Raw genomic sequence first — 25,454 nt, 5'->3', positions numbered from 1 at the left:
TGACTTTGTAGTCATATTATATTACCAATTTATTCTATTGTCAAGTCAATTTATAAATTAATTTTATTTATTTCTTCCCCTTCTAAGTTTTCTACTATTTCTTTAATACTCTTGCCTTCTATTACTAAGTCTTGTGCTATTTCATAAAGGGGTATCATCACAAAGGCCCTTTCTGTCATCCTTGGATGTGGAATTGTTAGTTTCTCATCATCCGATGTAAAATTTTCATAAAGTAGTATATCTATATCAATAGTTCTTGGACCCCATCTTATTAATCTTTTTCTTTTTAGTTTCTGTTCAATATGATTACAATATTCTAATAAATCATAAGGACTAAAGGACGTTTCTATTTTAGCTACTACATTTAAAAAACAATCCTGTTCCTTATATCCTACAGGCTCTGTTTCATAATATGAAGAAACCTTGGTAACATTTATATTTTCATTCTCATTAAGAAACTTAAGGGCTGAATCAATGTAATACTTTTTATCTCCTATATTACTACCTAACCCTAAATATGCCTTAGCCATTTCTTTCTCTCCTTATCTCTATAGCAAAATAATCATAAATTCCCTTTACAGGAGCCTCTGGCTTTTTTACTGTGACTAATACTTCTTTTACCTGTTTAAATTTATTTAAAATAATATTTGCTATATTCTCCCCTAAAGCTTCTATTAAATTAAACCTCTTATTCTCAACAATATCTTTAATTAACTCATAGGTTTTAGCATAATTTACCGTATATTCTACATTATCCTCAGAACCTGCTTTCTTCAAATCAAGGTACATCTCAACATCTATAAAAAACTTCTGTCCTAATTTACTTTCCTCTTCTAAGACACCATGGTATCCATAAAAGGCTAAATTTTTCATTATTATTTTATCCATATTATCCCCTTCTTACGATTGCATCTGTTACTTTAGCTGCCCTTAGGTTTTCTTTTACATCATGAACCCTTACTATATCTACACCTTGAATTATTCCCATAACAGTTGTTGCTACTGTACCTTCAACCCTCTCCTTAGGAGGCAAGTCCAATATTTTTCCAATCATAGATTTTCTTGATGTTCCTAGAAGTATTGGGTAGCCTAGGTCATTTAATTCACCTAGTCTAGACATTACGTGCATATTTTGTTCTGGAGTCTTTCCAAAGCCTATACCTGGGTCAAGTATAATCTGTTCTTTCTTTACACCTGCTTTTTTCGCAATATCAATTGACTTATTAAAGAAATCACAAATTTCTTCCATAATATCCTTTTCATACTCTGTTCCCTTTTGATTATGCATTACAATTACAGGTACATTATATTTAGCTACAACACTTGCTATATCAGGGTCTCTTTGTAATCCCCATACATCATTTATTATATGAGCTCCAATCTCTAATGCTCTTTCTGCTACCTTTGCCTTATATGTGTCCACTGATATTGGTACATCAATTTCTTTAACTAGCCTTTCTAAAACTGGTGCTATTCTTCTTAATTCCTCTTCTGCTGAAATCTCTACAGCTCCCGGTCTAGTAGATTCTCCTCCTACATCAATTATATCTGCTCCTTCTTCAACCATTCTCTTGGCATGTTCAATAGCCACATCTACATCTACAAAATCTCCCCCATCAGAAAAGGAATCTGGAGTAACATTTAATATTCCCATTATATAAGTCTTTTTTCCAAAATTAAATTCTTTATTTCCACATTTAACGTTTATTTTTCTATGAAACTTATACCCTATATTCCTCATAAATTCTCCCTCCTTATTATTTTCCGAAGTTTATTAAAGCCATAGCTTCAGCCCTTGATTTAGCATCTCTATCAAATACTCCCCTAACTGCAGAAGTAACAGTTTTTGAACCTGGTTTTTTAACTCCCCTCATTGTCATACACATATGTTCTGCCTCAACTACAACTATTACACCATAGGGATTTAGTTTTTCCATAATAGAATCTGCTATTGTTGATGTGAACCTTTCTTGTAATTGTGGTCTTCTTGCTACAGTTTCTACAACCCTTGCTAGCTTACTTAAACCTGTAAGCTTACCGTTTCTAGGAAGATATCCTACACTGGCCTTCCCAAAGAATGGAACTAAATGATGCTCACACATTGAATAAAAGGGAATATCCTTTACAAGTACTAATTCCTCATGATTTTCTTCTTCAAAGTAAATTTCTAGATGCTTTTTAGGATCCTTTTTTAGCCCTGAAAATATCTCCTCATACATATTTGCAATCCTCTTTGGAGTATCCTTTAATCCCTCTCTATTAGGATCTTCTCCAATAGCCTCTAATATTTCTCTAACAGCATTTTCTATTCTTTTTTTATCCATTTCAAAAGCTCCCTTCTCCCTTTATCTATTTTAATGGAAATTTCCCCTTTAACCAGTATTCTAAGGGGCCCCCAAAGGGTTTCAATATATGATAGATTATTTTTTCTAATAATTCTATTTTTTTATCTGTTATACCTTCCTTGATAAATGATTCTGATAAAAAAAATAATCTTTCATCTCTTTTTTCAATTTCTTTAAGTAATTTTTTATCCTTTGGAATCCAAAGGTTATTAAGTTTAAAATATGATACCAAAGCTTCTTTAAACAAATTATTAGCTAAGAATAGAGAGTTTAAAAAATCCTCTCTTCTCCTTAACAAATCTTTGTACTTCATAAAAAGGTTAAATCTAATATAGTTTATTTCAGTTTTATCTAACTTTTTAGGTCCATTATAATAGGTTCTACATATTTTTTCTAGTATATCACTTATCTCATTATCTTGACTATAAATTATTTTACAGCTACACAAAGAATTGATAATAAATTGAACCTTTTGTGATATACATTTACTTAACAAATCTTTAGATATATATGATATATCAAATTCTATTCCATCTATTTTTATAACTTCCCTTTCAAAATTACTTTGTTTATTTGTAATTACAAATATATCTATATCCCTTAAGTTACTAAACTCTTTATTACCTTTAGTTGCTGCTGAACCAACAAGTAATATACTACTTACATCTTTATCTTTAATTATCTTGTCCACTTTTTTGTTAAATATATCTAGAACCTTCACCTTTTCACCTACTTATTTGAAAATATTTTTATAAACTTTAATATTTATATATGTTATACTTTATTTAGTCTATATAGGAGGTGGTTATAATGAATTTAGGCTTTACATTTGATGAAAATATATTAAGTAAAATAGATTGTAAAACCCTATTTTCTAAAACTAAAGAAATGGGGATTAGTAGTATTGAGTTAGCTCCTGATAAATCTGTTCTACCTATTAAAACTTACAAAGAAATAGCTATGATTTCTGAAAGTTTAAACTTAGATATAAGTTTTCATGTTCCCTATTTTGCTCATAACTTCCTTTATGAAATAGGAAATTTTACCGAATTCAAAAAGGATGTATTAGAAAAATATGAACAGTTTTTAAGTATTGTTTTTGATATTCAACAAATAATTAATAAAGAATCCATTATAACAATCCATGGTTCCAAATATGAAAATACTGAAAATAAAAATGACAAAATGTATTCCACTTTATCCTTTTTAGACTGGATATTAAACTTTATTGAAAGAAAAAATCTTAACCTAAAATTTGCTATTGAAACAGTAAATCAAGTAGAAAATTTATTTATCGGTGGTAAAAGAGAAGATATATATTATATACTTAATAAATTTAAAACTGAAAAACTTGGAATATGTTGGGACATAACCCATGACAGCCTAAATTATCATCCAGAGAAACCCCCTCTTACAAGAGATTTTCTAGATAAAGTTATACATTGCCATATCCATGGTGTAATTTTAGATAATTATTTTAGACATATTTCTATTCAGAAAAGTGAAATAGACTTTTCTGAACAAGTCAAGTTTCTAAAGAAAAATAATTTTAATGGAGTATTAAATCTTGAATTACTAGTGAGCTGCTGTAACAATACTTACTTAGATGATTTATATAGTGACATAAAATATCTTAAAGCCTTTTAAACGTTAATATATTCACAAATCATTGTCATATATTTGTCCCTATAGTAGTTATATATTTAACCTCAAGAGACTATTAACACCTATATCTTCTTTTCTATTCACTTTACCTTATTATGGATATTAATGAAAACTGTTACAATATAAGTATAACATCTTGTTATTTTTTTATCAATAAAATAAAGCGGCTGTTTAAACAGCCGCTTTATTTATCTTCCGTTATATTTATTTAAAAAGAAAATCGCTATTGTTCCTGGGCCAGAATGTGCCCCAATTGCAGAACCTATCATATTTATTATAAAGTCTTTACAGCCAAACTTTTCTGCTATCATTTCTTTTATTTTTGTTGCCCCTTTAATATCATCACCATGAGTTATTGCTATTGTCTGGTTTTCTAAGTTGTCTCCTCTTTCTTCCATAATTTTTAATATTTTTTTAAATACTTTTTTCCTACCTCTTACCTTTTCAATAGGTATAAGCTTGCCATCTTCAACATGCAAAACAGGCTTTATCTTTAATAACTCTCCTACAAAGGCTGCAGTACGGCTTACTCTTCCACCCCTATATAGGTATTCAAGATTATCTACGGTAAATATATGCTCCATGTGGTTTTTATAATACTCTATTGTATCTAGTACTTCATCCTTTGTCTTACCCTCTTTAGCCATTTGTGCAGCCCTATAAACTACTAATCCGTGACCCATTGAAGCACATTTTGTATCTATTATGGTAAGGTCAAAATCTGGATAGGTGTTAAGTAGTTCATTTTTAACCATAACTGCCGTTTGATATGTACCTGAAAGTTCTGATGAAAATGCTATATATATACAGGTCTCTCCTTCTTGAGCATATTTTTCAAATACTTCTTTTAATTTACCAGCTGATATTTGAGCTGTTTTGGGAACCTTTCCATTTCTCATAGAATTATATACTGTTTCAGGTTTTATATTTACTCCATCCTCATATTCTTGTTCGTCCAAATTAACTATAAAAGGCATAACTTCAATATCATATTCGTCTATAATTTCTTTAGACAAATCACATCCAGTATCTGTTATTATTTTTATACTCATATTATCACTCCTTATTTATATTTAAAAATCAATAATACTTCTTTTAATAAAACAATACACAAAAATTTCAGTATATACAAACTTTTTTTGTAATATTTATCTTGTCATTTAAATAATTTATAATATGGAATATTATACTCTTCTTTTGTCTAAAATTTAAGGGGTGATATTAAATGACTAAGATTTTTTTGATAAGTAAGAAGCATTTATATATTGCTATTTCAATAATTGTAATCTTAATTGCTTTACTAGTTATACTTATGGCAGTATAAAATAGTATATACATAATTGTAAACTTAATATATGTCTATTATACTAAAAGCTATGTGATTTTGAAAATCACATAGCTTTTTATTTTTAAATTTTTATTTTGCAATTCATAAAAACTCTTTAAAAAGAGAATAATATCTTTATGTAAAACAATATTTAGTATGGAGGTGAACTAATGAATAAAAGAACTATTCTAGCCATATGTATATCATTTATTTTAATATTTGCAGTATCATGTGCAAATCCTCAAGAAAGACCTAGAGAAAATGCAAAACCAAAGCAATCCTCTATATTTGAAGCTGCAGATGTTAAAAATGTAAGAATAACCGCTGACAGAGTAAATATTAGAACTGGTAATGGAAATAATTTTCCTGTAATTGGCAAACTTTCTAAGAATCAGAGAGTAAAGGTAATAGGAGAGTTAAAAGATTGGTATGTAGTACAATCTCCTGATAATTCAGTAGGATGTATTCCTTCTAATCAGGCAAAACCAATAGTTGTAGACGACAACCAAGGAAACAATCAACAAAACGAAATGGCTGAACAAAGAGAAGAAGCTGAAGAACGAAGGATGGGTAATCCTGAGGAAGAGCAAGATCAAAGACAAGTAGGAAGAGCAACTCGCCTAAAAGAAACTGAGCAACAAATGGTAAACCTAATTAATCAGGAAAGAACTAAAAGAAATCTACCACCGCTAAAAGTAGACTTAGAGTTAACAAAGGTTGCTAGACTTAAATCACAGGATATGGTGGAAAATAATTATTTTAGCCATAACTCACCAACTTATGGTAGTCCTTTTGAAATGATGGATCAGTTTGGTATAGAGTATCTGTATGCAGGTGAAAATATTGCTGCAAATTCATCAATCCAAAATGCCCACACTTCCCTTATGAATTCTCAGGGTCATAGAAGAAATATTTTAAATGAAAACTTTACTCATGTGGGTATAGGTGTAGCACCAAGTGATAGATATGGATATATGATTACACAGATGTTTATAAGTAAACCTAAGTAAAAATAAGCGGCCATTAGGCCGCTTTTTACTAGTAATATTTATTTTTATCTATTTCTCCTTCTTAAGAAAACTACTAAGCCAATTATAAATATAATTACTGGTATTCCAATAACAAAGATTCCAAAAAGATATTTTCCTTCATTACCCTTTAAATCTAAAGGCTCTAATGCATGTTCTTTAGGTCTAATAGAAATTAGCTCCTCTTTATCTTGAAGAAAGTTAATAGTATTTATAAGGAAATCCATATTTCCTTGTTTATTTATTAATTCATTAGTTACTATAGCAGCATTTCCGACTACTGCAACCTTAGTTTCTCCATTTTTAATTGGCTTTACTGTAACAGCGGCTATTGTCAATGGACCTTTTTTATCCCTTTCATCTAATTTAGGTTCACTATTCTCAAGATTAGTTTCTCCCCATGCACTATTACTAGTTTCTAACAGAGGATAAAACTGACCTGTATAATTTGAATTATCAAGTTTTTCTATACTTAATGAATAAGGCATTATAAGGGCTAGTCCCTTTTCTTTTAGCTTATTAACAATTGGATGAATAGTATATTTAGGAATAATTGTTTCTGCTTGACCAAAATAATTCCTTTCAGGATCTATTATTATATTATTATCAACTTTTATACCAAGCCCTTCAATAAACATAAGGAATTTTCTAATATTTGTTTGATCCTCTAATGTACGCATTAAAATTAAAACTCTTCCACCTTTATCTACATATTGTTGCAGACTAAACAATTCATCACTACTATAATCAGTTATTGGTGCAGGTATTATTAAAAGGTCGGCATCTTTAGGTATTCCTTTTTCTTTAGCTATATTTAGTGAAGCTACATTATAGCCTTCACCCTTAATAGCTTTAGTAAATAAATATAACTTATCTCCCGATAATTCACCATGTCCTTCCACAAGATATATGTTATTTTTCTCAATTAAAGTAACATCTAAAATCCCCTGTGTTAAGGCCTCTTCACCAGCAAAGACCTTAGTGTTAGTCCTAAAGTCAACTTTATAAAAGTCACTTTTATTTAAAACAATAGTCTTATCACGACTTTTTAATACAACTGTATCATAATCAGTAACTCCATATTTATTAGCCTCAACTTGATTAGCATCAAAATCCATAAGGCTATATTTTATTTTGTTACTTTCATGTTTGTATTCCTTTAATAACTCTGCAATTTGAGGTAATAGTTGAGAATCATCCTTAAAAAAACCTATTATTTCAACTTCTTTTTCTAATTTTTTAATAACATTAATAGTTTGGTCTGAAAGTGAATATACTTTGTTTTTTGTCATATCTATCCTAAAGTTATGATTAAATGTTACTACATTAATAAAAACTATTAAAGCTATTACTAAAATAGTAATAATTATAGAATTAGTTCCATACTTTAATTTTTTATTAAATAATCCTTTCATCATCTGTCCCCCTTTAGCTCCAGCGTCTCCTATCTATAACTCTTGTAGTTAAAAATAAAAATACAAAGGTAAAACTTAAGTAAATTAGTATTCCACGAGAATCTAATATACCTTTATTAAAGTCAACAAAATAAGCAAAAACATCTATATTATGAATTAATTTTGATATTGGACCACTAAATATTCCCTTTAAATATGTTAAAATCCATAGAAGAATTAATATACCAAAGGATATAAGACCTGCTATAACCTGGCTTTGAGTTAAAGATGAGGCAAATAACCCTATAGAAATAAAAGCCCCTCCAAGTAATATTAATCCAATATATGCCCCTATTATTGGACCATAATCGGGTGTACCAAAATATTCAAGTATTAATGGATAAAGTAAAGTAAACATTAGCATTATAAGATATACGGAAAAAGCAGCTATAAACTTTCCCATAACAAATTCAACTACACCTAATGGTGAAGTAAATAAAAGTTGGTCTATTCCCTCTTTTCTCTCTTCTGTTAAAAGTCCCATAGTTAAAATAGGAGTAAAAAATATTAAAAGCATAACCATATTTTCAAAAACACTTTGCATATAGGCTAACTTATAGTATAGTAATTCAGTTGTAAATATGTATCCTGTTATAACGAGAAATGTAGATATAACTACATATGCCAATGGTGATTTAAAATAGGAAAGAACTTCCCTTTTAAATATAGTAAATGTCTTATTCATCCTCTTTATCCCCCTTTTCATCTTCTGCTAAACCCTGTGTTAGTCTTAAAAATACCTCTTCTAAAGTTAATTCTTTTATTTGCATTTCTAATATTGGATAACCGGCTTCCGCCATTTTAAAGAATAGCTTTTTCCTTATATCCTCTTTAGAACTACTTGAAAGATTGTAATCAATTGCACCTTTTTCAACTTCTCCAATGACTTCTATATTTTCTACTTGGGGAATATTTTTTATAATTTCTATAACTTTATCCTTTTCTCCTACAATCCTTGCAAAAATTTGAGAAGCCTGCGACAATTTCTTTGATAAATTTTCCGGAGTATCTATTGCTACAACCCTTCCCTTATTTATAATTATAATTCTATTACAAACTGCACTAATTTCAGAGAGTATATGTGAGCTTAATATTATTGTATGTTCTTTGCCTAATTCCTTTATAAGCTCTCTAATTTCAATTATCTGTTTAGGATCAAGTCCCACTGTAGGTTCATCTAAAATTAAAAGGTCTGGGTCCCCTATAATTGCTTGTGCTAGGCCAACCCTCTGCTTATATCCCTTAGAAATATTCTTTATAAGCCTATTTTCTACATCACTAAGCCAAAGTTTTTCTATAACACTATCTATTGTTTCCTTTCTTTTGTTTTTCTCAACTTCCTTTAGTTCACTTACAAAGTTTAAATATTCCCTTACTGTCATATTTTTATAAAGGGGAGGGTGTTCTGGTAAATACCCTATTTTCTTCTTAGCTTCTTTATAATCATCTATAATATCTAAACCATCTATTGTAACACTACCTTCCGTTGCAGGCATATATCCTGTCAACATTTTCATTGTTGTAGTTTTTCCTGCACCATTAGGACCTAGAAAACCTAATATTTCTCCTTTTTCTACCTTAAAGTTAAGGTTGTCTACTGCAGTTATACTTCCATATCTCTTTGTTAACCTTTTTACCTCTATCACAACTAACCCCCCAATCTTGTTTTTTTAGTTTCTTGTATACTACAAATTGACTATGAAAATTTATGCCTTTTATAGTCAATTATCTTTTAGTAATTATATTAACAAAAATTTAGAATAAAATAAACTATTTGAAAATTACCCTTTCACCTGTGCAATAAAAAATGAGCCCCTATGTGCTCATTTTTATATAGCCCTTTTTACTTTTTCCTTCCACATTCCACATCTATCTCCCCACATAGCAATTGGAGTACCATTCATCTCAACTTTTATAACTTCACAATTATTTGAACATCCAGTACAAATAAAGCTTGATGGTACAAAATCTGTTTGTAAGGAATTAAATCCTCTGAAGTTAGTCCTGCCTTTTTTCTTTTCAACTTCTTCTTTAGCAAGTAAAGCTACCCCTATAGCTCCCATGACATTATGATATTTTGGAACTATAACTTCATGGCCTACTTCCTCTTCAAATGCAGCCTTTATACCTACATTTGCAGCAACTCCTCCTTGGAATACAAATGGTGGTTCTAACTTTTTACCCCTTCCAAGATTATTTATATAGTTTCTTACTAGCGCTTTACATAAGCCCTTTATAATATCAGCCTTTGAAAAACCATATTGCTGTTTAGCAATCATATCAGACTCTGCAAAAACAGTACATCTTCCGGCTATTCTTACATCATTTGTTGAAGTTAAAGCAAGCTCCCCAAATTTCTCTATTGGAACTCCTAGTCTTTCTGCTTGATGGTCTAAAAAGGACCCTGTACCTGCAGCACATACAGTATTCATTGCAAAATCAATAACCATTTGGTCTTTTATCAATATTATTTTTGAGTCTTGACCTCCAATTTCAAATATTGTCCTAACATCTGGAACATAATGGGTTGTTGCAACAGCATGGGCTGTAATCTCATTTTTTATTACATCAGCTCCTACCATAACACCTGCAAGTTGTCTACCACTTCCTGTAGTCCCCACACCACTTATATTTATATTATTCCCCAGTTCTTTTTTTAGCTTCTCCAAACCTGCCTTTATAGCATCTAAAGGTTGACCGTTTGTTCTAGCATAATAATTAAATAATACCTCATAATTTTCATCTAAGGCTACAATATTAGTACTAACGGAGCCTACATCTATCCCTACATAGGCTTTAACCATGGTCTTCTCCCCCTTTATGCTGAATACTTATTAAGTTTTTTATTTCTTATTAAATCTATAAAAGCCTCTATCCTAGTTAAATTATTAGCTTTACCAGTCTGTTCATCAATTGAAAGGCTTAAAATTGGAATGTCATGTTCTTTTGATATCTTGGGTATTATACTTTGTGTTACAAGCTCTGGTAAACATGCAAAGGGCATTAAATGTATTATTCCGTCAAAACCCCTATCTTTAAAATCAACAATACCTCCAACTGTCTGTTTTGCATGTCCTCCAATAATTATTTCTATATATTTTTCTCCCTTTTTAATAATCTCTTCCTCATGGGATTTTTTTAAAAATGATGGAACTAGATTAAAATCCACCCACTCTGATAGATAATGTCCCCTTTCAACTTCACATCCTAATTCACCTAATACCTTTTCTATTTCCATGTTTATAGATGATTCCATAACAACATAGATTTCTCCCACTATTCCTATTCTAATCCTATCCCTTTCATCTATCCTACTAATTTCTAGTGAATTTATAATTTCATTACTTCTTTTAACTGCTTTTTTTAGTTCTCTCTTTGAATAAGCGTTATCAAATTCTTTTTGTATTTTCTCCCAAGCCCTATCTACACTTCCGGGCTTTACTTCATATGGTTTTATTTCACGTATCTTTTTATCAAATTTATCTATTTCTTGAATCATATCATATGTAAACTTAACAGCTTTAGATAACTTTAACCATGAATTGTTACCCTTTAATTTCATTATATTTTCCATAACTTTCTTTCTATTTCTATTAAAGGAATCTATTATTATAACCTCTGTATCATATCCAAGATTTTTTAAGACCCTTTTATGGATTTCTCCATAGAAACCTGCTCTACAAGGACCATGCCCTCCACTTGTAACAATAGTATCTGCTCCCATCTCACATGCCTCAATATAACTTCCCATTATTACCTTAAAAGGAAAACATGCAAACTCTGGACTATGTTTAACCCCTAAATCTATAGTCTTTTGAGAAGGTCTAGGAGGTACTATTACCTCATGGCCTAAAAGCTCTAATAGTTTTTTATATATAACTACTGTACCCATATAGGGAAATGATATTTTCAAAGCCATCCCTCCACTATATAGCTTTTAATTTTTTTCTTTTTAACATATCTACAAAAGCTTCAATTCTAGTTTGTAAATGATTTTCACCAGTATGTTCGTCTATCCTTAGGGTCATAAAAGGAATTTGAGTTTCATCTGATTCAATTTCAAGAAGTTTACCTAAAAATGAGTCAGGTCCACATCCAAAGGCTGTTATATGTATAACTCCATCTACCTCCATATCTCTAAAAAATTTATACCCTGCTCCTAAAAGCTTATTACTAAAAGTCCAAAAAAGTACTTTGTCCATATCATCTATATTATTTCTTAGTTCATCCTCATCAATCATATCAAATGTTATAAACTCAACATTTAGCTCTTTTAATTTATTAAGTATATCCATATTTACAAAACTGTCATATACGTTATATACATATCCTAAAAGACCTATTTTAATCCCTTTTTTTCTATTATTTCTACCCTTAAGTTTCCCCTTTCCATATACTAAATTATATGACTCTAATGCTGTATACCCATTTTTATTATAATTTCTAAACTTTTTCCAATGTTCTCCTGCTACTTTAGCCGCTTTTTTTATTTTTTCTTTTGATATTCCTAAAGTATTTCCTATTGACAGGTAATTGCTATAGTCTGATATATCATCACTTTCAGATTTAATATGACATGTTAAAACTTTATCTTCTAATCCCTCTAATCCATGTCTAATCATATCTGGTAATCCCATAAATTTAGGGCAAAAAATCTCTCCTTCATTTATTGAAACCATCCTTGGTATAAAAACATAATCTACATCCTTTTCTAGCAAATTTAGTACATGTCCAATAAATATTTTTATGGGTACACATATTTCTGGAACTGACTCTCTAACACCAGCATCTATAATTTCTTTATTGGTATCTTCAGAGAGAACTACTTCCATTCCAAGTTCTTCAAAAAAAGTTTCCCAGAAGGGCCCATAATAAAAATTAAGTAAAGCTTTAGGAACTCCGATCTTCATTGATGTAAGGCCTCCTATTCAAAATTTTTAAAAAATTATACATATATAGGTATTATATCAAAAATGCAACTATTAGGAAATATTTCTATTTTATCTATACTAATTAAATATAAAAATATGCCTCTACTTATATAACTTATATAAGCAGAAGCATTTTTTATCTAATTAGACTTATTTATGGCACTATAATATTTACATATTAACTTATCAAGCTCTACACTTAACTTAAGGGCTTTTTCCCTATTTGTATCATTATTTTTCAAAAGTGTATTAAGCTGATAACGTTTTTCCTCAATAATAACCTTTAACTCTTCAAGTGAAAGATTTCCCTCCATAATATATCCCTCACAATCCGTTTTTTCTTTTATATCACTAAACTTTATACCCTTATAAGCCATTAGTAAACATTTGACATCTAAACATTATTTTAGGAAATAAACACCATTTAAGATAGTACTATTTTCTTAATTATTTTTCAATGTTTTTCTGCATTTTTAACATAATTTTAACAATTTTCCAAATTTCTTCTTGTTTTTACACAATGCTACATTTTAATTCATAACTAATTGGCTATCTCTATTAATTGTGTCATTTAAAACTTGCCATACATTTTCTTTTTCAAATCCTTTTCTCCATGAAGCAACTCCTGCCAAATTATATTTGTGGATTAGCAGAGATTTAAGTTTGATAGATCTCTCATCTTCAATCCAAATTCTATATTTTTTACCTTCTTTAGTATACTCGATATAGTATTGTCCAGTCTCCTCTAGCCAAACAGGTTTTAAATTATACTCTTTTATCCTCTCTTCTACTTTTTCCATAGATAATGCTTTAGATCTTACTTTTACTCTTCCATTTCTAAGTTTTACTTCTTCCCATTCCCTAGTATAGAATGGAACACCCATAACAAGTTTTTCTTTGGGAATATATTTAAGGGTTTTTTGGATTCCCCTCTCAACCCATCCGATTGAAGCTACTGATCCACTTTTTGGACTTGAAGCCCAATGTTCGTCATAGGTCATAACCATACAATAATCAACAATTTTCCCCAGTTTCTCTCTATCATAGAACTTTGACCAATTAAGACTTGAGGAAGGTACCGTCATATCCATGGAAACTATTAAGTTTTGCTTTTTCAGTTCTTTGGTAAGCTTGTCTACAAATTTAGTTAATCTATCCTTATCTTCATAGTAAACATTTTCAAAGTCAATATTTATCCCATCTAAATCATAAATAGATGAGTAGACTAAGATTTGATTTATTACATTTTCTTGAGCTTCTTTATCTTTTAGTATCTTATGGGTTAAATCTTTATTAAAGCTATTATCTATAAGTCCCCATACCATATACCCCTTCTCATGGGCATCCTTTACATATTCAATATCACCTTTATTTTCTATATATCCATTAGGCTCTACTACAGAAAACCAAGTAGGTGAAATTACATTTAAACCTTCTATTTTTTCTTCCTTTGAAAGGTCTGAAGAATATTTATAAACATGATCCCATACAAGATTTATTTTATTTTTAAATTCTACATCTTCTCTAACGCTATTTAACTTTTTATCAGTGCCATCAGATATTCTTTGAACATCTACTTTCCTATTAAGGATATATCCAATATAACCTTTATCTGTTCTAACCTTTACCCATTTTCCTTCATTGTCAAATACCATAACTTTACTTCCTACTGATAGTTTGTCCATCCAAAAACTAAATGAAGATTTCCTTGGTCTTAAATAAGTTTTTTCCTTTATTGTCCCTACTTTTCTTTCATCCTCTACTTTATCTATAGTAAGGATTTTTGACGCTTTAGCATAGTGAAGTGATATACCAAATACTTTTTCTAATCCCTTTATATTTAGATAATGTATATTATTAAATTTTCTGGTTAAGAAATTTAACTTTATTCCATCCTTTATTCTCTTATCTAGTTCCTCTGTTTCTAATCTAAAATATGGTTTTTCTATGTTTACATATAGTCTATCATTTTTCTCATCAAGCTTAATATTTTCATAAATATATTCTTTTAATATTTCTACTGGGATATATATTTTTTCTCCTGTAATAATAGGATGGGCATCAATCTTTATAGGCTTGTCCTCAATAACTATATTTACTTCTCCAGGTGAAAAGGCTTTAATCACATTATGTGGGTCAACAGACTTGAAAAATAGGATTCCCAAAATTGTCGTAGAAGTTAATAACAGTATTAAAGTAACAAATATAAAAGCCTTTTTAATCACTTAATTCCTCCCTCTTTATATATTTACATATTTAATTATAGCAAGTTTTTAATGGGAAATAATCAATCAAAATTATCAATTGATGGAATTATTTGTCGAATAAAGCAAAAAAATTTTGCGCTGTCTTTACATTTGTTAAAACACTCTATGTATTATACCATTTTATTACTTTTTTTTCAAAGGTATTTATTAATTTTTGCATAAATAAAAAAGTCTTCTATTGAAAACAGAAGATTCTTAAGGTTGACTTTTTTGAAACACATAACGGAAATTATATTTTATCTATAATTTTTATTCGTTTATAATTTCCTATGTGTTATAAAAAAATGAAATTTTTTATTAATATTTTCTATTTAATGCAACTTGTCTATTTTACTTTTAATAGGTCTAAAATAAGAGTATAATACATTATAAATAAAAAATATTGTTTAAGGAGGTTTTTTAATGTCTAATTTGGTTGAAAGGTTTTTAAAATATGTTAAGTTTGATACAAAATCAGACATAAATTCTGACTCTACTCCAAGTACTGAGGGACAAATGATTTTGGCAAAAGAAATTGTAAAGGAATTAAAAGAAATGGGAATAAATGATGTTTCATTAGACGAAAATGGTTATGTTATGGCTACTTTACCTTCAAATATCGACAAAGAAGTACCTACAATAGGATTTATAGCCCATTTAGATACAAGTTCTGAGGTTTCGGGCAAAAATGTTAAGCCAAATATTGTAAAAAACTATGCTGGTAAAGATATCTTGTTAAATAAGGATAAGAATATAGTTTTATCTCCAAAGGAATTTCCTGAATTAAATAATTATGTAGGAGAAGATCTAATTACTACAGATGGTACTACTCTACTAGGGGCCGATGATAAAGCTGGTGTAGCGGAAATAATGACTGCTCTAGAATATTTGATAAATAATCCTGATGCTAAACATGGGACTATTAAAGTAGGATTTACGCCTGATGAAGAAATAGGTAGGGGAGCAGACCACTTTGATGTAGATAAATTTGGGGCGGATTTTGCTTATACTATAGATGGGGGACCTATTGGTGAATTAGAGTATGAAAATTTTAATGCAGCAATGGCTAAAATTACTTTTAATGGTAGAAGTGTTCATCCAGGGTCAGCTAAAAATAAAATGATTAATTCAATGTTAGTAGCTAATGAATTTATCTCTATGCTCCCTACAAATGAAAGGCCTGAACATACTGAAGAATATGAAGGTTTTTTCCATATAATTGATATTAACGGAAATGTTGAAAAAACAAATGTTACCTACATTATAAGAGACCATGATAAGAAAAAATTTGAAGATAAGAAAAAGATGATAAATGATATTACAAATTTCCTGAATAATAAATACGGAGAAAATACTGTAGTATTAGATATGAAAGATCAATATTACAATATGAAAGAAAAAGTTGAACCGGTAATACATATAGTAGAAACAGCTAAAAGGGCCATGGAGGAAGTTGGAGTTAAACCTTTAATAAAACCTATAAGAGGTGGAACAGATGGTGCAAGGCTTTCTTATATGGGACTACCTTGTCCAAATATATTTACCGGTGGACATAACTTCCATGGAAAATATGAATACATACCTATAAGTTCAATGGAAAAAGCTGTTGAAGTTATACTTAAAATAATAGAACTCTATAGTAAATAAACTTGATTACTATGTTAAGTTGACCTATAATTAAAGCAAGGTAAGTATTGAAAGGATGATTCCTTTGAAGCCTAAATATGCTGTACTTCAAAAAATTCGTAATGGAAAGGAAACATATGGTATAACACCTCATATTCCAGGAGGCTTTGTTACTCCAGATCAACTTATTAAAATAGGTCAAGTAGCTAAAAAATATAATGCTTCTTTAAAAATAACATCAGGACAAAGAATAGCAATACTTGGCCTAGAGCCACAGGACGTAGAAAAGGCTTGGAATGAGCTAGGAATGAAGCCTGGCGTAAAATCAATTTTATCTATAAAAAATGTTGAGATGTGCTCAGCTTCATTCTGTAAAAAGGCTAAGCAGAATTCCAATGAATTAGGAATGAAAATAGATAAGCTATACCATGGCATAGATATGCCAAATCGTACTAAAATAAGTGTAGTAGGATGTAAAAATGGCTGTACTAATGTATATACTAAAGATATTGGAATTATAGGTACTGAAAATGGTTATAAAATAACTGTAGGAGGAAGTGGTGGCTCTAATACTAAAATTGCCGATATATTAGTTGAAGATTTAACTGAAGATGATGTTTTAGAAGTGTTAGATACAATTATAAACTATTACAAGAAAAATGGTAAACATAAAGAAAAACTAAATAAATTTATTAAAAGAATAGGTTTTGAAAAGTTTAGAAAAGACATTTTAGAAAAATGTAATGTAAATAAAAAATAGATGGCAAGTTAATGCCATCTATTTTTTATTTATTCTTCCTCTTTCATAAATGCATCTTTTTCATATTTGTATCCTCTAAAATCTATATACTCGGCTACTTTGGCTTTAGGTCCTAATTCAACATCCTTTAATGCATATTCTTTAAACACATTAAATCCTGTTCTATCTACTATATATCCAACGTGTTCCTTTGGAAGTGAACGGTCAATATATTTGTCTATATATTCATATGTGTTCTTTATAACTTTAATAATAGTATCTTCATCTACCCACTCTAGGAAAGGTTTAGCTAATCTTGGATTTTTCTTACCTGTACGCCCCATAATTAATAACTTGTAAAATTTCTTTGGATTCCTTGTCCATGCACCTGTAGGACATTTTAGAACACATTCACCGCAACCTATACATCTACGCTCATCTTTTTTTACCTTTCCGTTTTTAAAAGTCAATGCACCAGTTGCTCTCTTTTTACAATTTTTTACACATGCTTCACATCCGATACAACGATATGAATCATATTGTGTATCTGCCATACCAACTATACCAAAATCCTGCATATGTGCCTTTATACAATCATTTGGACATCCAGTTAAGGCTATCTTAACGTGATAATGATTTGGATATATTGCTTTTTCAATTTTCCTTGCAAGCTCAGTAGTTTCATAGTTGGCATATCTACATACTTTATTTCCTATACAGGCAGAAACATTTCTCGTTCCAGCTGCAGGATATCCCCCTTCAGGATCGTCTATTTTTACACCATAGTCTAATTCTAGACCTTCTATAATAGGTCTTATCTTTCTATTTATTTCCTCCATCTTTTCAAATGGAATTCCAGGTATTTCAAAACCCTGTCTAATAGTTATATGAATTGTACCATTACCATATTCTTCTGCTATTTCTTTTATAATAGGTAAATACTTAGCTTCTAAATGGCCACCCGGTACCCTTATACGAAGGGCTGTTTTTCCTCTTTCCTTAGTTATCCTATAGGCATTCTTTTTTACCTTTTTAGTATTTAAATCTAAACCCATAATTTTCCTCCTTTCTAATCAATCAAATTCTCTGCTTTAGTATAGTTAAAAACTGGACCTTCTAGACATACATAAGTTTCATCAATTTTACAGTGGCCACACTTTCCAATTGCACATGACATTTTTCTTTCAAAGGAAACCCATATTTTCTCCTTTGGTACTCCTCTTTGCATAAAGGCCTGTGCTGTAAATTTCATCATAAGTGGTGGCCCTACAATTACAACCTCAACATTGTCCATATCCTCTATTTCAACTTTAGGTACATACTCTGTAATTAAGCCTACATTACCATTCCAATCATCAGTTCCCTTATCTACTGTCAATATTGTATTAAACCTTTTACTCCATTTTTCTATTTCATCTTTAAATAAAATATCTTTTGGTGATTTAAATCCTGTTAAAAGGTCGAATTTTTTTAATTCATCAAGATTCCTATAAAAATGATTTACAATACTTTTTACAGGGGCTAAACCTGTTCCTCCAGCAGCTATAATTAAGTGTTTACCTTTATACTTTTCAATTGGAAATCCATTTCCATAGGGTCCTCTAATAAAAAGTGAATCCCCTGGTTTTAATGTATAAACCTCATTAGTTAGCCTTCCTACCTTTCTTATTGTCATTTCAATATATCCATCTCCGAAATCACTAACTGATATAGGAGCTTCTCCTATCTTTGGTATTGATACTTGTACAAACTGTCCATTTTTAGGCTTCATGTCTGTTTCAACTCTATAGGTTATATCTATATCTGTTTGAGGGATAACATCTAATATTTTCATTTTTTCAGGTAAATATGGATTATTCTTCATCTTTTTCCTCCTCCTTTAGTACTTTATTTAACTTATTAATACATGTAGAGAAGGATATATATTCTGGACATCTATCATCACATCTTCCGCATCCAACACACATATTTTCTTCAAATCTTTTCTTATAGTCATAAATTTTATGGAGAGTTTTAAAACGCATCCTTGAACCATACTCTTTACGGAAACTATGTCCTCCTGCCATATCTGTAAATCCATCTATATGGCATCCTGCCCATACTCTTCTTCGTTCCCCTGCCTTTGGATTATCTTCATATGGTATATCTTGTGTAGTAAAACAACTACATGTTATACATGAGACATTACATCTTCCACAGGCAATACATCTTTCAGAATATTCCTTCCACATTTCATGATTAAATATCTCTAGTGGCATTTTATCCACTTCAGGCACTTCTACCTTTACATGGTTTTCCTTTACATACTCAGGTGTAAAATCTACTTCCTTCCCTACCTTGTTAAACAATCCTTTAAAATCCTCATCTTTTACATCTAAAGTAACTTGTCCATCTTCAAACCTTACTGCAATACTGTAATTATCTGTATAGTTTCCATTCATTGAAACACAGAAACAATTTTCAAAGCTTTCTTTACACTCTATCATTACAAACTTTACCTTTTCCCTTAGTCTTTTATAATAGAAATCTTCATGTTCTCCATTTTTTAAGAATATTGTATCTAATCTACGAACCCCATTAATATCACAGGGTCTTAAAAATACTATTATCTTTTTATCATCTACCTTTGGAACCTTGTACTCTTCTTCAGTAAAATAAAATAATGTTTGGGTAATTGGAAATATAATTTCCTTTGGGGAATATTCACTTTTTTCCTTCCAAACTATTTCTTCTACACTATCAATTTCTCCATAACGTATCATATCTGTATCTGAAAATGTTCCCCTTTTTTCAAAGCGTTTAGGTGCATAAATTTTATATTCTTTTTTTAATTCATTTAATATCTTGTTAAAATCACTATTTTGTAGCTGAAACCCCATGTTTTTCACCCTTTCCTTCTTTAATATCACTTACATACCAGTACATAGCTCCAATAAGTATTGCACCTCCAATTAAGTTACCTATTGTTACTGGTATTAGATTTCTTGCAAAACCAACCCATGAAATAACACTTGGGTCATGTGGTATAAAAAGTCCTAGTCCTAAAATAGTCATATTAGCAATACTATGTTCAAAACCTGCACCTATAAATCCAAATAGACACCAGAAAATTAAAATTAGTTTTGCAGTTTCATCCTTTGCCTTTATAGCCATCCAGATTGCTAGACATACTAGCATGTTACAAAAAATTCCCCTAAAAAATAGCTCTATTGCTGGAGCATTCATTTTTGCTGAAGTTACACCTAAAATAAACTCCTTTAATGGAGACTTTGATATCAATCCTGTTTGCACTAGTGTTAATGCCATTAATAATGATCCAACTAAATTTCCTAAATAGCTTGTTACCCATATTTTAATTGTGTCTATCCATGATACAGTTTTAGATAGACTTCCTATAGTCATAATCATATTGTTACCTGTAAATAATTCAGAACCCGCAAACACAACTAATGTTAATGCAATACCAAAACTTACACCCATAAGTGCTTTTAAGGCTGATGTTCCTGCTGCTTTAAGTGGCGCACCTATCGAAAAAATAAGTATAACACCAAATCCTACATAAATACCTGCCATCATAGCAAGAATAAAGTATCTTGTGAAACTTTTGTTTAGTAAATCAGCCTTCTTCTTTGCTGCCATGGCAACATTGACAACATTTTCCTTAATCATATTAAACCTCCTCCTTTAATACGTTTTATTCTTTTTCTGATAACATTTTAACGAAAAAACATGTATGCATCTGTGATTTTTATCACAAATAACAAAAAGCTGATGGATAAAATCCACCAGCTTTTTTAAACCCTTTATTTTAATTTTTAATTATCAGTAACTTTTAAGTATATTCTTTTAATCCTTCAAAATTTAATATACTTATTTTTTGATTTTTTTGTTCTATAATTCCTTCCCTTTCCAGATGTTTCAGAAAGCGACTTACTGATTCTCTAGTACTTCCTACCATTGCAGCAAGTTGAGATTGAGTTAAATTAAGTTCAATAGATATTAATCCCTCGCCCTTATATCCATAATCCCTTACCAATTTACATAACCTTGCAGCAATCCTAGAATTTATCTTCTTCAATCCAAGGTTTCTTATCTGTCTATAGGAGCTTCTTAGCTTATTACTTATTGATTTTATAATTGCTAAATTAAAATTAAAATCTTTTTCCATCCAAGACAAAATATCTTTCTTTTTAAAATGTATTAATTGACTATCTTCCATAATAGTAACACTTGTAGATGTCTTTCTACCATCAATAGAAACTTCATTTATAAAGTGGCCTTTATCAAATATATGTATAATTTTTTCTCCACCTTCTTCTGAAAACCTGGAAACCATAGCCTTTCCTTTAGAAATTAAATATATAATCTCTACTAAATCTCCCTCTAAAAAAATAGTTTCTTCACTTTTGTATTCTCTAACAATACATTTTGTAGCCATTTCTCTAATGATTTCATCTTTCACATTTTTTAAAGTCTCAATATTTTTTAATAACTTATATGTATTATCCATATTACCACCCTTTATATTATATCCATTACTAATAATTATACAATTAAATATTTTTTCTATCCTATTTTTTAAATAAAAACCATCTACATGTGTCTACTTCATATTTTAATTCATATATATCTTTTCCATTATGTATACAAACAAAAACTATTCTTTTATTTCCTGCTAGCTTTTCTTCATAAATTTTTGATATTTTTTCAACCCTTACAGAGGTATCCTTATACCTAAATTTAAAAGGTTTTATTTTTCCTGACTCTTTATAAAATATAGCTATCATATCAACAGGTTCATTTAATATTTTCATAAGACTACCCTCCTGTTAAAGTATACTGGTCATAACAGGATAATCTTCTGCCCCAAATCCACCAAGCATAGGTTCAAGTCCACTGTGTAAAAAAGTGGCCCTTACAATAGACCTATTACCGTATCTCTCCCTTATGTAATCTATCGCCTTATCAAGCTTCTTTATCTTTATTTCATCCTTTTTATCAAAAATAGTCATCTGAGTAATATTACAGGAAGTAAGCTCAGATAATCTCATGCTAAATTTCCTAATAGGTTTACCATTCCATATCTCATCAAATAACTCTCTAGCAGTTTCATAAATACCTCTAGTTGTGTTAACACTATTTAAAAGTTTCCTTTGATGTGAAATAGAAAAAAAGTCAGAGTATTTTATTTTTATACCTATAACATTACACTGCATATTGGCAGCCCTTAATCTCTTAGCTGTAGTTTCTGAAAGACTTAATAAAATTTTGTGTGCAGTTTCCCTATCTTCTACATTAAAGGGAATGGTACTACCATTTCCTATACTTTTAAAGGGAATATAATTTGTATAGTGTACAGGTGAATCATCAATTCCCCAAGCATATTGATATATTAGTTTCCCATGTGATTTTAGTTTTTGATATATAAGGTTAAAATCACTGTTAGCTAAATCCCCTATAGTATATATTCCTATTTTATTTAGTTTTGGTTTTGTCCTAGAGCCTACCATGAAAAGCTCTTCTACTGGTAAAGGCCAGAGCTTTTTAGGTATTTCATCAGGATATAGTGTATTTACTTTATCTGGTTTTTCTAATTCACTTGCCTGTTTAGCTAAAAGCTTGTTAGTAGAAATGCCTATATTTACAGTAAAACCTAGTTCTTTATAAACTCTGTCCTTAATCATATAAGCTGCATCTACTGGATTACCAAAGTGTTCTTCCATTCCTGTATAATCAAGAAAACACTCATCTATACTAAATACTTCTATATATGGAGAATACTCTTTAAGTAGTGATATAAGTGCTTTACTACTTTTTATATACAGATTGTAATTTGGAGGTACAATTACTAGGTCCTTACATTTCATTTTTGCCTCCATAAGGCTTTCTCCAGTTTTTATCCCAGCCCTTTTTGCAGGGATTGATTTAGCTAAAACTATTCCCCTTCTCTTTCTCTTGTCTCCTCCTATAACTGATGATATTTCTCTTAAATCTGTCTCTACACCTATTTGCTTATTATAGGCTGCCTGCCAAGATAAAAATGCTGAATTAACATCAATGTGCATTATAGTTTTAGCATTCTTTTTTTTCTGCATACCTACCCCCTACCTTTTGTCGAACATTTGTTCGTATAATATATTATATCACTTCTCTTTCATTTTTAGAAGTTTTTTATAAATTTTTTGCAAAAAATAAAAAAGCCGATGGCTTTAAAAATCCATCAGCTTTTTATTCTATCTTTTTCTAAAATTTTATCGGCAGCATCCTTTAAGTCTTTACAGTTAATATCAGCTTTAGAATATTCCTTTCCAATTTTAGCTGTTTTACACCCCGCCTTTATACCTGCAATTATATCTGTATCCCTATCTCCTATCATCCAGCTTTCCTTTAAGTCTATATTATATTCTTCAGCTAATTCTAATATCATCCCTGGATTAGGCTTTCTATATTTTGATTTTTTATAAAAATATGGGCAATATTTTATATCCCTTATTTCACAATAAGGCTTTAATTCATCTACCATTCTTCTATGTATTTTCTCTAAATCTTCTTCTGTAATATAGCCTAATTCTATTCCACCCTGGTTTGTAACTATAAACAAGGTATAGCCTGCATTATAAAGGCTTTTTAACCCTTCCTTAGCTTCATCATAAATTATAAGATCTTCTGGTCTATTTACATGTTTTGTATTATCATTAATAACTCCATCTCTATCTAAAAAAACTACCTTATCCACCATAACACCGCCTATAATATATCTTATATAGTATTTTAGCAATTTATAGGGTAAATTATACTGTTTTTAAATGGTTTCTAAAAATTTATTAAAAACTTTCCATCTTTATATATTAATTCCCCATCGGCATATATTTCTCCCCCATTTTTCATATCACATAGCATATCCCAATGAATTCCTGATTCATTCTTTCCTCCTGTTTCCTTAGGTGCCGATCCTAAAGCTGCATGAACTGTTCCACCAATTTTTTCATCAAACAACATATTTTTTGTAAATTTCTTTATTCCATAGTTCGTTCCTACAGCTATCTCACCTAAAAATCTAGCTCCTTCGTCAGTATCAAGTAAAGTTAGAAGTAAATCTTCTCCTTTGGCAGCACTTGCCTTTACTACTTTACCATTTTTAAATTGAAGCCTTATATCTTCAATTTCCTTACCCATATATATTCCTGGATAACTAAACCTAATGTACCCTTCTACTGTATCTTCTATAGGAGTTGTGAAAACTTCTCCATCAGGGAAATTTTGTCTACCATCGCAGTTTATCCACTTTCTTCCCTCAATAGACATCTTTAAATCAGTATCCTTTGATTTTATATGTAACATTTTCTTTTTATCTAGATATTCACAAATTTTTCCTTGTTCTTCAGATATTTTTTTCCATTCAGCAACAGGATCTTCTTTATCTAAAAGCATAGAACCAAATACAAAATCTTCATACTCCTCTAAGCTCATATTGGCCTCTTGGGCACTGGCATCAGTAGGAAACTGTGTACCACACCATTTTGCTTCTCCTTTTGCTACTTTATCAAAAAATTTGCTATGTATTTCTTTTCTAGCACCACGGGATATTTGAAGTTTTTTAGGGTCTACATTTGAAAGTTGCCTTTCATTATAGCCTCCCCAAATAGATAATAGTGCATCAGCTTTTTCAACCAAGTTTCTTTCATGTGGTGCTATAAATTTTAATTGTTCATCACTTGCTTCTTTTAGGAAGATTTCCTGTAAGCCCGGAAGCATTATTTCTGTTTTTACATGTGCTCCCTTTTTTACTGCCTCCCTATATACCTCTCTTATTAAAGGTGAAGCAATGTCATAACCTTCAATGAAAAAATAGTCCCCTTTTTTAACCCCCAAGGAATAATTTACCAAAAGCTTTGCTAATTTTTTAATTCTTTCATCTACCATTAAAATCCCCCTTTTTTATATTACTTCTCTTTAATTTTATCATATATTAGGGGGCTAAGAAATGCCCCTAATATATGGCTAAGGTTCATTTGTAGATTCCCACTTATCTGTCTTTTCATTTTTTAATTTTTCCATATCTTGTTCAATTCTTGTTTTCATAACAAGAAACA

The 25,454-nt window shown here is 30.1% G+C and carries 27 protein-coding genes; 4 read left to right on the top strand and 23 right to left on the bottom strand.

Translation table 11 applies throughout. The annotated features are described in order from the left end of the window. Window positions 1-50: 50 nt before the first annotated feature. From folK to BET03_RS05515, 5 genes are read right to left on the bottom strand one after another with little or no spacing between them, the layout of a single operon-like run. Window positions 51-530, bottom strand: a complete 480-nt coding sequence (gene folK / locus BET03_RS05535) for a 2-amino-4-hydroxy-6-hydroxymethyldihydropteridine diphosphokinase (protein WP_120168162.1) — start codon at window positions 528-530, stop codon at window positions 51-53. Beyond that, the gene (gene folB / locus BET03_RS05530) at window positions 523-888 is read right to left on the bottom strand and encodes a dihydroneopterin aldolase (RefSeq protein WP_120168160.1); all 366 of its coding nucleotides are present in this window, start codon (window positions 886-888) and stop codon (window positions 523-525) included. Before folB ends, folK begins: the two co-directional genes overlap by 8 nt. A gap of 1 nt (window position 889) precedes the next feature. Further along, window positions 890-1,741 carry a dihydropteroate synthase gene (gene folP / locus BET03_RS05525; RefSeq protein WP_120168158.1) on the bottom strand — a complete coding sequence of 284 codons (852 nt, stop codon included), beginning with the start codon at window positions 1,739-1,741 and terminating at the stop codon, window positions 890-892. A 16-nt stretch (window positions 1,742-1,757) separates the two neighbouring features. Further along, window positions 1,758-2,324, bottom strand: a complete 567-nt coding sequence (gene folE / locus BET03_RS05520) for a GTP cyclohydrolase I FolE (protein ID WP_120168156.1) — start codon at window positions 2,322-2,324, stop codon at window positions 1,758-1,760. A gap of 25 nt (window positions 2,325-2,349) precedes the next feature. Then, a complete protein-coding gene (locus tag BET03_RS05515) occupies window positions 2,350-3,036 on the bottom strand; it encodes a nucleotidyltransferase domain-containing protein (RefSeq protein ID WP_183108741.1) in 687 nt (228 codons plus the stop codon). 119 nt (window positions 3,037-3,155) lie between these two features. On the opposite strand from BET03_RS05515, the gene BET03_RS05510 reads away from it, so the two are divergent. Next, a complete protein-coding gene (locus BET03_RS05510; protein ID WP_120168152.1) occupies window positions 3,156-3,992 on the top strand; it encodes a TIM barrel protein in 837 nt (278 codons plus the stop codon). A gap of 206 nt (window positions 3,993-4,198) precedes the next feature. Here the strand turns inward: BET03_RS05510 and BET03_RS05505 are convergent, their stop codons facing one another. Beyond that, window positions 4,199-5,062, bottom strand: a complete 864-nt coding sequence (locus tag BET03_RS05505) for a DegV family protein (RefSeq protein ID WP_120168150.1) — start codon at window positions 5,060-5,062, stop codon at window positions 4,199-4,201. A 445-nt stretch (window positions 5,063-5,507) separates the two neighbouring features. Here BET03_RS05505 and BET03_RS05500 point away from each other — a divergent pair, with 445 nt between their 5' ends. Further along, on the top strand, window positions 5,508-6,347 hold the full coding sequence (locus BET03_RS05500) for a CAP domain-containing protein (protein ID WP_120168148.1): 840 nt from the start codon (window positions 5,508-5,510) through the stop codon (window positions 6,345-6,347). Window positions 6,348-6,391: 44 nt separating this feature from the next. On the opposite strand, the gene BET03_RS05495 is transcribed toward BET03_RS05500, so the two are convergent. The 8 genes from BET03_RS05495 to BET03_RS05460 all read right to left on the bottom strand — a co-directional run bounded on the left by BET03_RS05495 (window position 6,392) and on the right by BET03_RS05460 (window position 14,975). After that, window positions 6,392-7,780 (bottom strand): GldG family protein, encoded by a 1,389-nt coding sequence (locus tag BET03_RS05495; RefSeq protein ID WP_183108740.1) that lies wholly within the window; start codon window positions 7,778-7,780, stop codon window positions 6,392-6,394. 13 nt (window positions 7,781-7,793) lie between these two features. Continuing rightward, window positions 7,794-8,504 carry an ABC transporter permease gene (locus tag BET03_RS05490; protein WP_183108739.1) on the bottom strand — a complete coding sequence of 237 codons (711 nt, stop codon included), beginning with the start codon at window positions 8,502-8,504 and terminating at the stop codon, window positions 7,794-7,796. After that, on the bottom strand, window positions 8,497-9,465 hold the full coding sequence (locus BET03_RS05485; RefSeq protein ID WP_120168141.1) for an ABC transporter ATP-binding protein: 969 nt from the start codon (window positions 9,463-9,465) through the stop codon (window positions 8,497-8,499). The genes BET03_RS05490 and BET03_RS05485 overlap by 8 nt, the downstream gene beginning before the upstream one ends. Window positions 9,466-9,648: 183 nt before the next feature. Next, entirely contained in the window at window positions 9,649-10,623 is a 975-nt protein-coding gene (locus BET03_RS05480) for an acyl-CoA dehydratase activase (protein ID WP_120168139.1), read from the bottom strand. 14 nt (window positions 10,624-10,637) lie between these two features. Beyond that, on the bottom strand, window positions 10,638-11,732 hold the full coding sequence (locus BET03_RS05475; protein ID WP_120168137.1) for an acyl-CoA dehydratase activase-related protein: 1,095 nt from the start codon (window positions 11,730-11,732) through the stop codon (window positions 10,638-10,640). A 13-nt stretch (window positions 11,733-11,745) separates the two neighbouring features. Continuing rightward, window positions 11,746-12,729, bottom strand: a complete 984-nt coding sequence (locus BET03_RS05470) for an acyl-CoA dehydratase activase-related protein (RefSeq protein WP_120168135.1) — start codon at window positions 12,727-12,729, stop codon at window positions 11,746-11,748. Window positions 12,730-12,890: 161 nt separating this feature from the next. Next, window positions 12,891-13,064 (bottom strand): aspartyl-phosphate phosphatase Spo0E family protein, encoded by a 174-nt coding sequence (locus BET03_RS05465; RefSeq protein WP_183108738.1) that lies wholly within the window; start codon window positions 13,062-13,064, stop codon window positions 12,891-12,893. A 216-nt stretch (window positions 13,065-13,280) separates the two neighbouring features. Continuing rightward, window positions 13,281-14,975 carry a glycosyl hydrolase family 18 protein gene (locus BET03_RS05460; RefSeq protein ID WP_120168131.1) on the bottom strand — a complete coding sequence of 565 codons (1,695 nt, stop codon included), beginning with the start codon at window positions 14,973-14,975 and terminating at the stop codon, window positions 13,281-13,283. Window positions 14,976-15,419: 444 nt separating this feature from the next. On the opposite strand from BET03_RS05460, the gene pepT reads away from it, so the two are divergent. After that, window positions 15,420-16,643, top strand: a complete 1,224-nt coding sequence (pepT, locus tag BET03_RS05455; protein ID WP_120168129.1) for a peptidase T — start codon at window positions 15,420-15,422, stop codon at window positions 16,641-16,643. 64 nt (window positions 16,644-16,707) lie between these two features. Next, entirely contained in the window at window positions 16,708-17,382 is a 675-nt protein-coding gene (locus BET03_RS05450; protein WP_243096866.1) for a nitrite/sulfite reductase domain-containing protein, read from the top strand. Between the two features lie 29 nt (window positions 17,383-17,411). On the opposite strand, the gene asrC is transcribed toward BET03_RS05450, so the two are convergent. The 9 genes from asrC to BET03_RS05405 all read right to left on the bottom strand — a co-directional run bounded on the left by asrC (window position 17,412) and on the right by BET03_RS05405 (window position 25,284). Beyond that, entirely contained in the window at window positions 17,412-18,416 is a 1,005-nt protein-coding gene (asrC, locus tag BET03_RS05445; protein WP_120168125.1) for a sulfite reductase subunit C, read from the bottom strand. 14 nt (window positions 18,417-18,430) lie between these two features. Next, window positions 18,431-19,225 carry an anaerobic sulfite reductase subunit AsrB gene (asrB, locus tag BET03_RS05440; protein ID WP_120168123.1) on the bottom strand — a complete coding sequence of 265 codons (795 nt, stop codon included), beginning with the start codon at window positions 19,223-19,225 and terminating at the stop codon, window positions 18,431-18,433. Continuing rightward, window positions 19,215-20,270, bottom strand: coding sequence for an anaerobic sulfite reductase subunit AsrA (asrA, locus tag BET03_RS05435; protein ID WP_279230351.1), 1,056 nt, complete (start codon window positions 20,268-20,270; stop codon window positions 19,215-19,217). Before asrA ends, asrB begins: the two co-directional genes overlap by 11 nt. Further along, window positions 20,218-21,030: a formate/nitrite transporter family protein gene (locus BET03_RS05430; RefSeq protein ID WP_120168119.1), complete on the bottom strand. Its 813-nt coding sequence runs from the start codon at window positions 21,028-21,030 to the stop codon at window positions 20,218-20,220. The genes asrA and BET03_RS05430 overlap by 53 nt, the downstream gene beginning before the upstream one ends. Window positions 21,031-21,193: 163 nt before the next feature. After that, complete coding sequence (locus tag BET03_RS05425) at window positions 21,194-21,871, bottom strand: Crp/Fnr family transcriptional regulator (protein WP_120168117.1); 678 nt, start codon at window positions 21,869-21,871, stop codon at window positions 21,194-21,196. Between the two features lie 61 nt (window positions 21,872-21,932). Beyond that, window positions 21,933-22,175 (bottom strand): hypothetical protein, encoded by a 243-nt coding sequence (locus BET03_RS05420; protein WP_120168115.1) that lies wholly within the window; start codon window positions 22,173-22,175, stop codon window positions 21,933-21,935. A 15-nt stretch (window positions 22,176-22,190) separates the two neighbouring features. After that, a complete protein-coding gene (locus BET03_RS05415; protein ID WP_120168113.1) occupies window positions 22,191-23,456 on the bottom strand; it encodes a DNA polymerase Y family protein in 1,266 nt (421 codons plus the stop codon). Window positions 23,457-23,581: 125 nt separating this feature from the next. Continuing rightward, window positions 23,582-24,097 carry a D-glycero-alpha-D-manno-heptose-1,7-bisphosphate 7-phosphatase gene (locus BET03_RS05410; RefSeq protein ID WP_120168111.1) on the bottom strand — a complete coding sequence of 172 codons (516 nt, stop codon included), beginning with the start codon at window positions 24,095-24,097 and terminating at the stop codon, window positions 23,582-23,584. 77 nt (window positions 24,098-24,174) lie between these two features. Continuing rightward, the gene (locus BET03_RS05405) at window positions 24,175-25,284 is read right to left on the bottom strand and encodes an aminopeptidase (RefSeq protein ID WP_120168109.1); all 1,110 of its coding nucleotides are present in this window, start codon (window positions 25,282-25,284) and stop codon (window positions 24,175-24,177) included. Between the last annotated feature and the right edge of the window lie 170 nt (window positions 25,285-25,454).

Origin of the sequence: Thermohalobacter berrensis, from assembly GCF_003609645.1 — a bacterium.
Taxonomy (GTDB): domain Bacteria; phylum Bacillota; class Clostridia; order Tissierellales; family Thermohalobacteraceae; genus Thermohalobacter; species Thermohalobacter berrensis.
The sequence above is the reverse complement of the archived record's forward strand: the minus strand, read 5'-3'. Positions and strand labels throughout refer to the sequence as shown.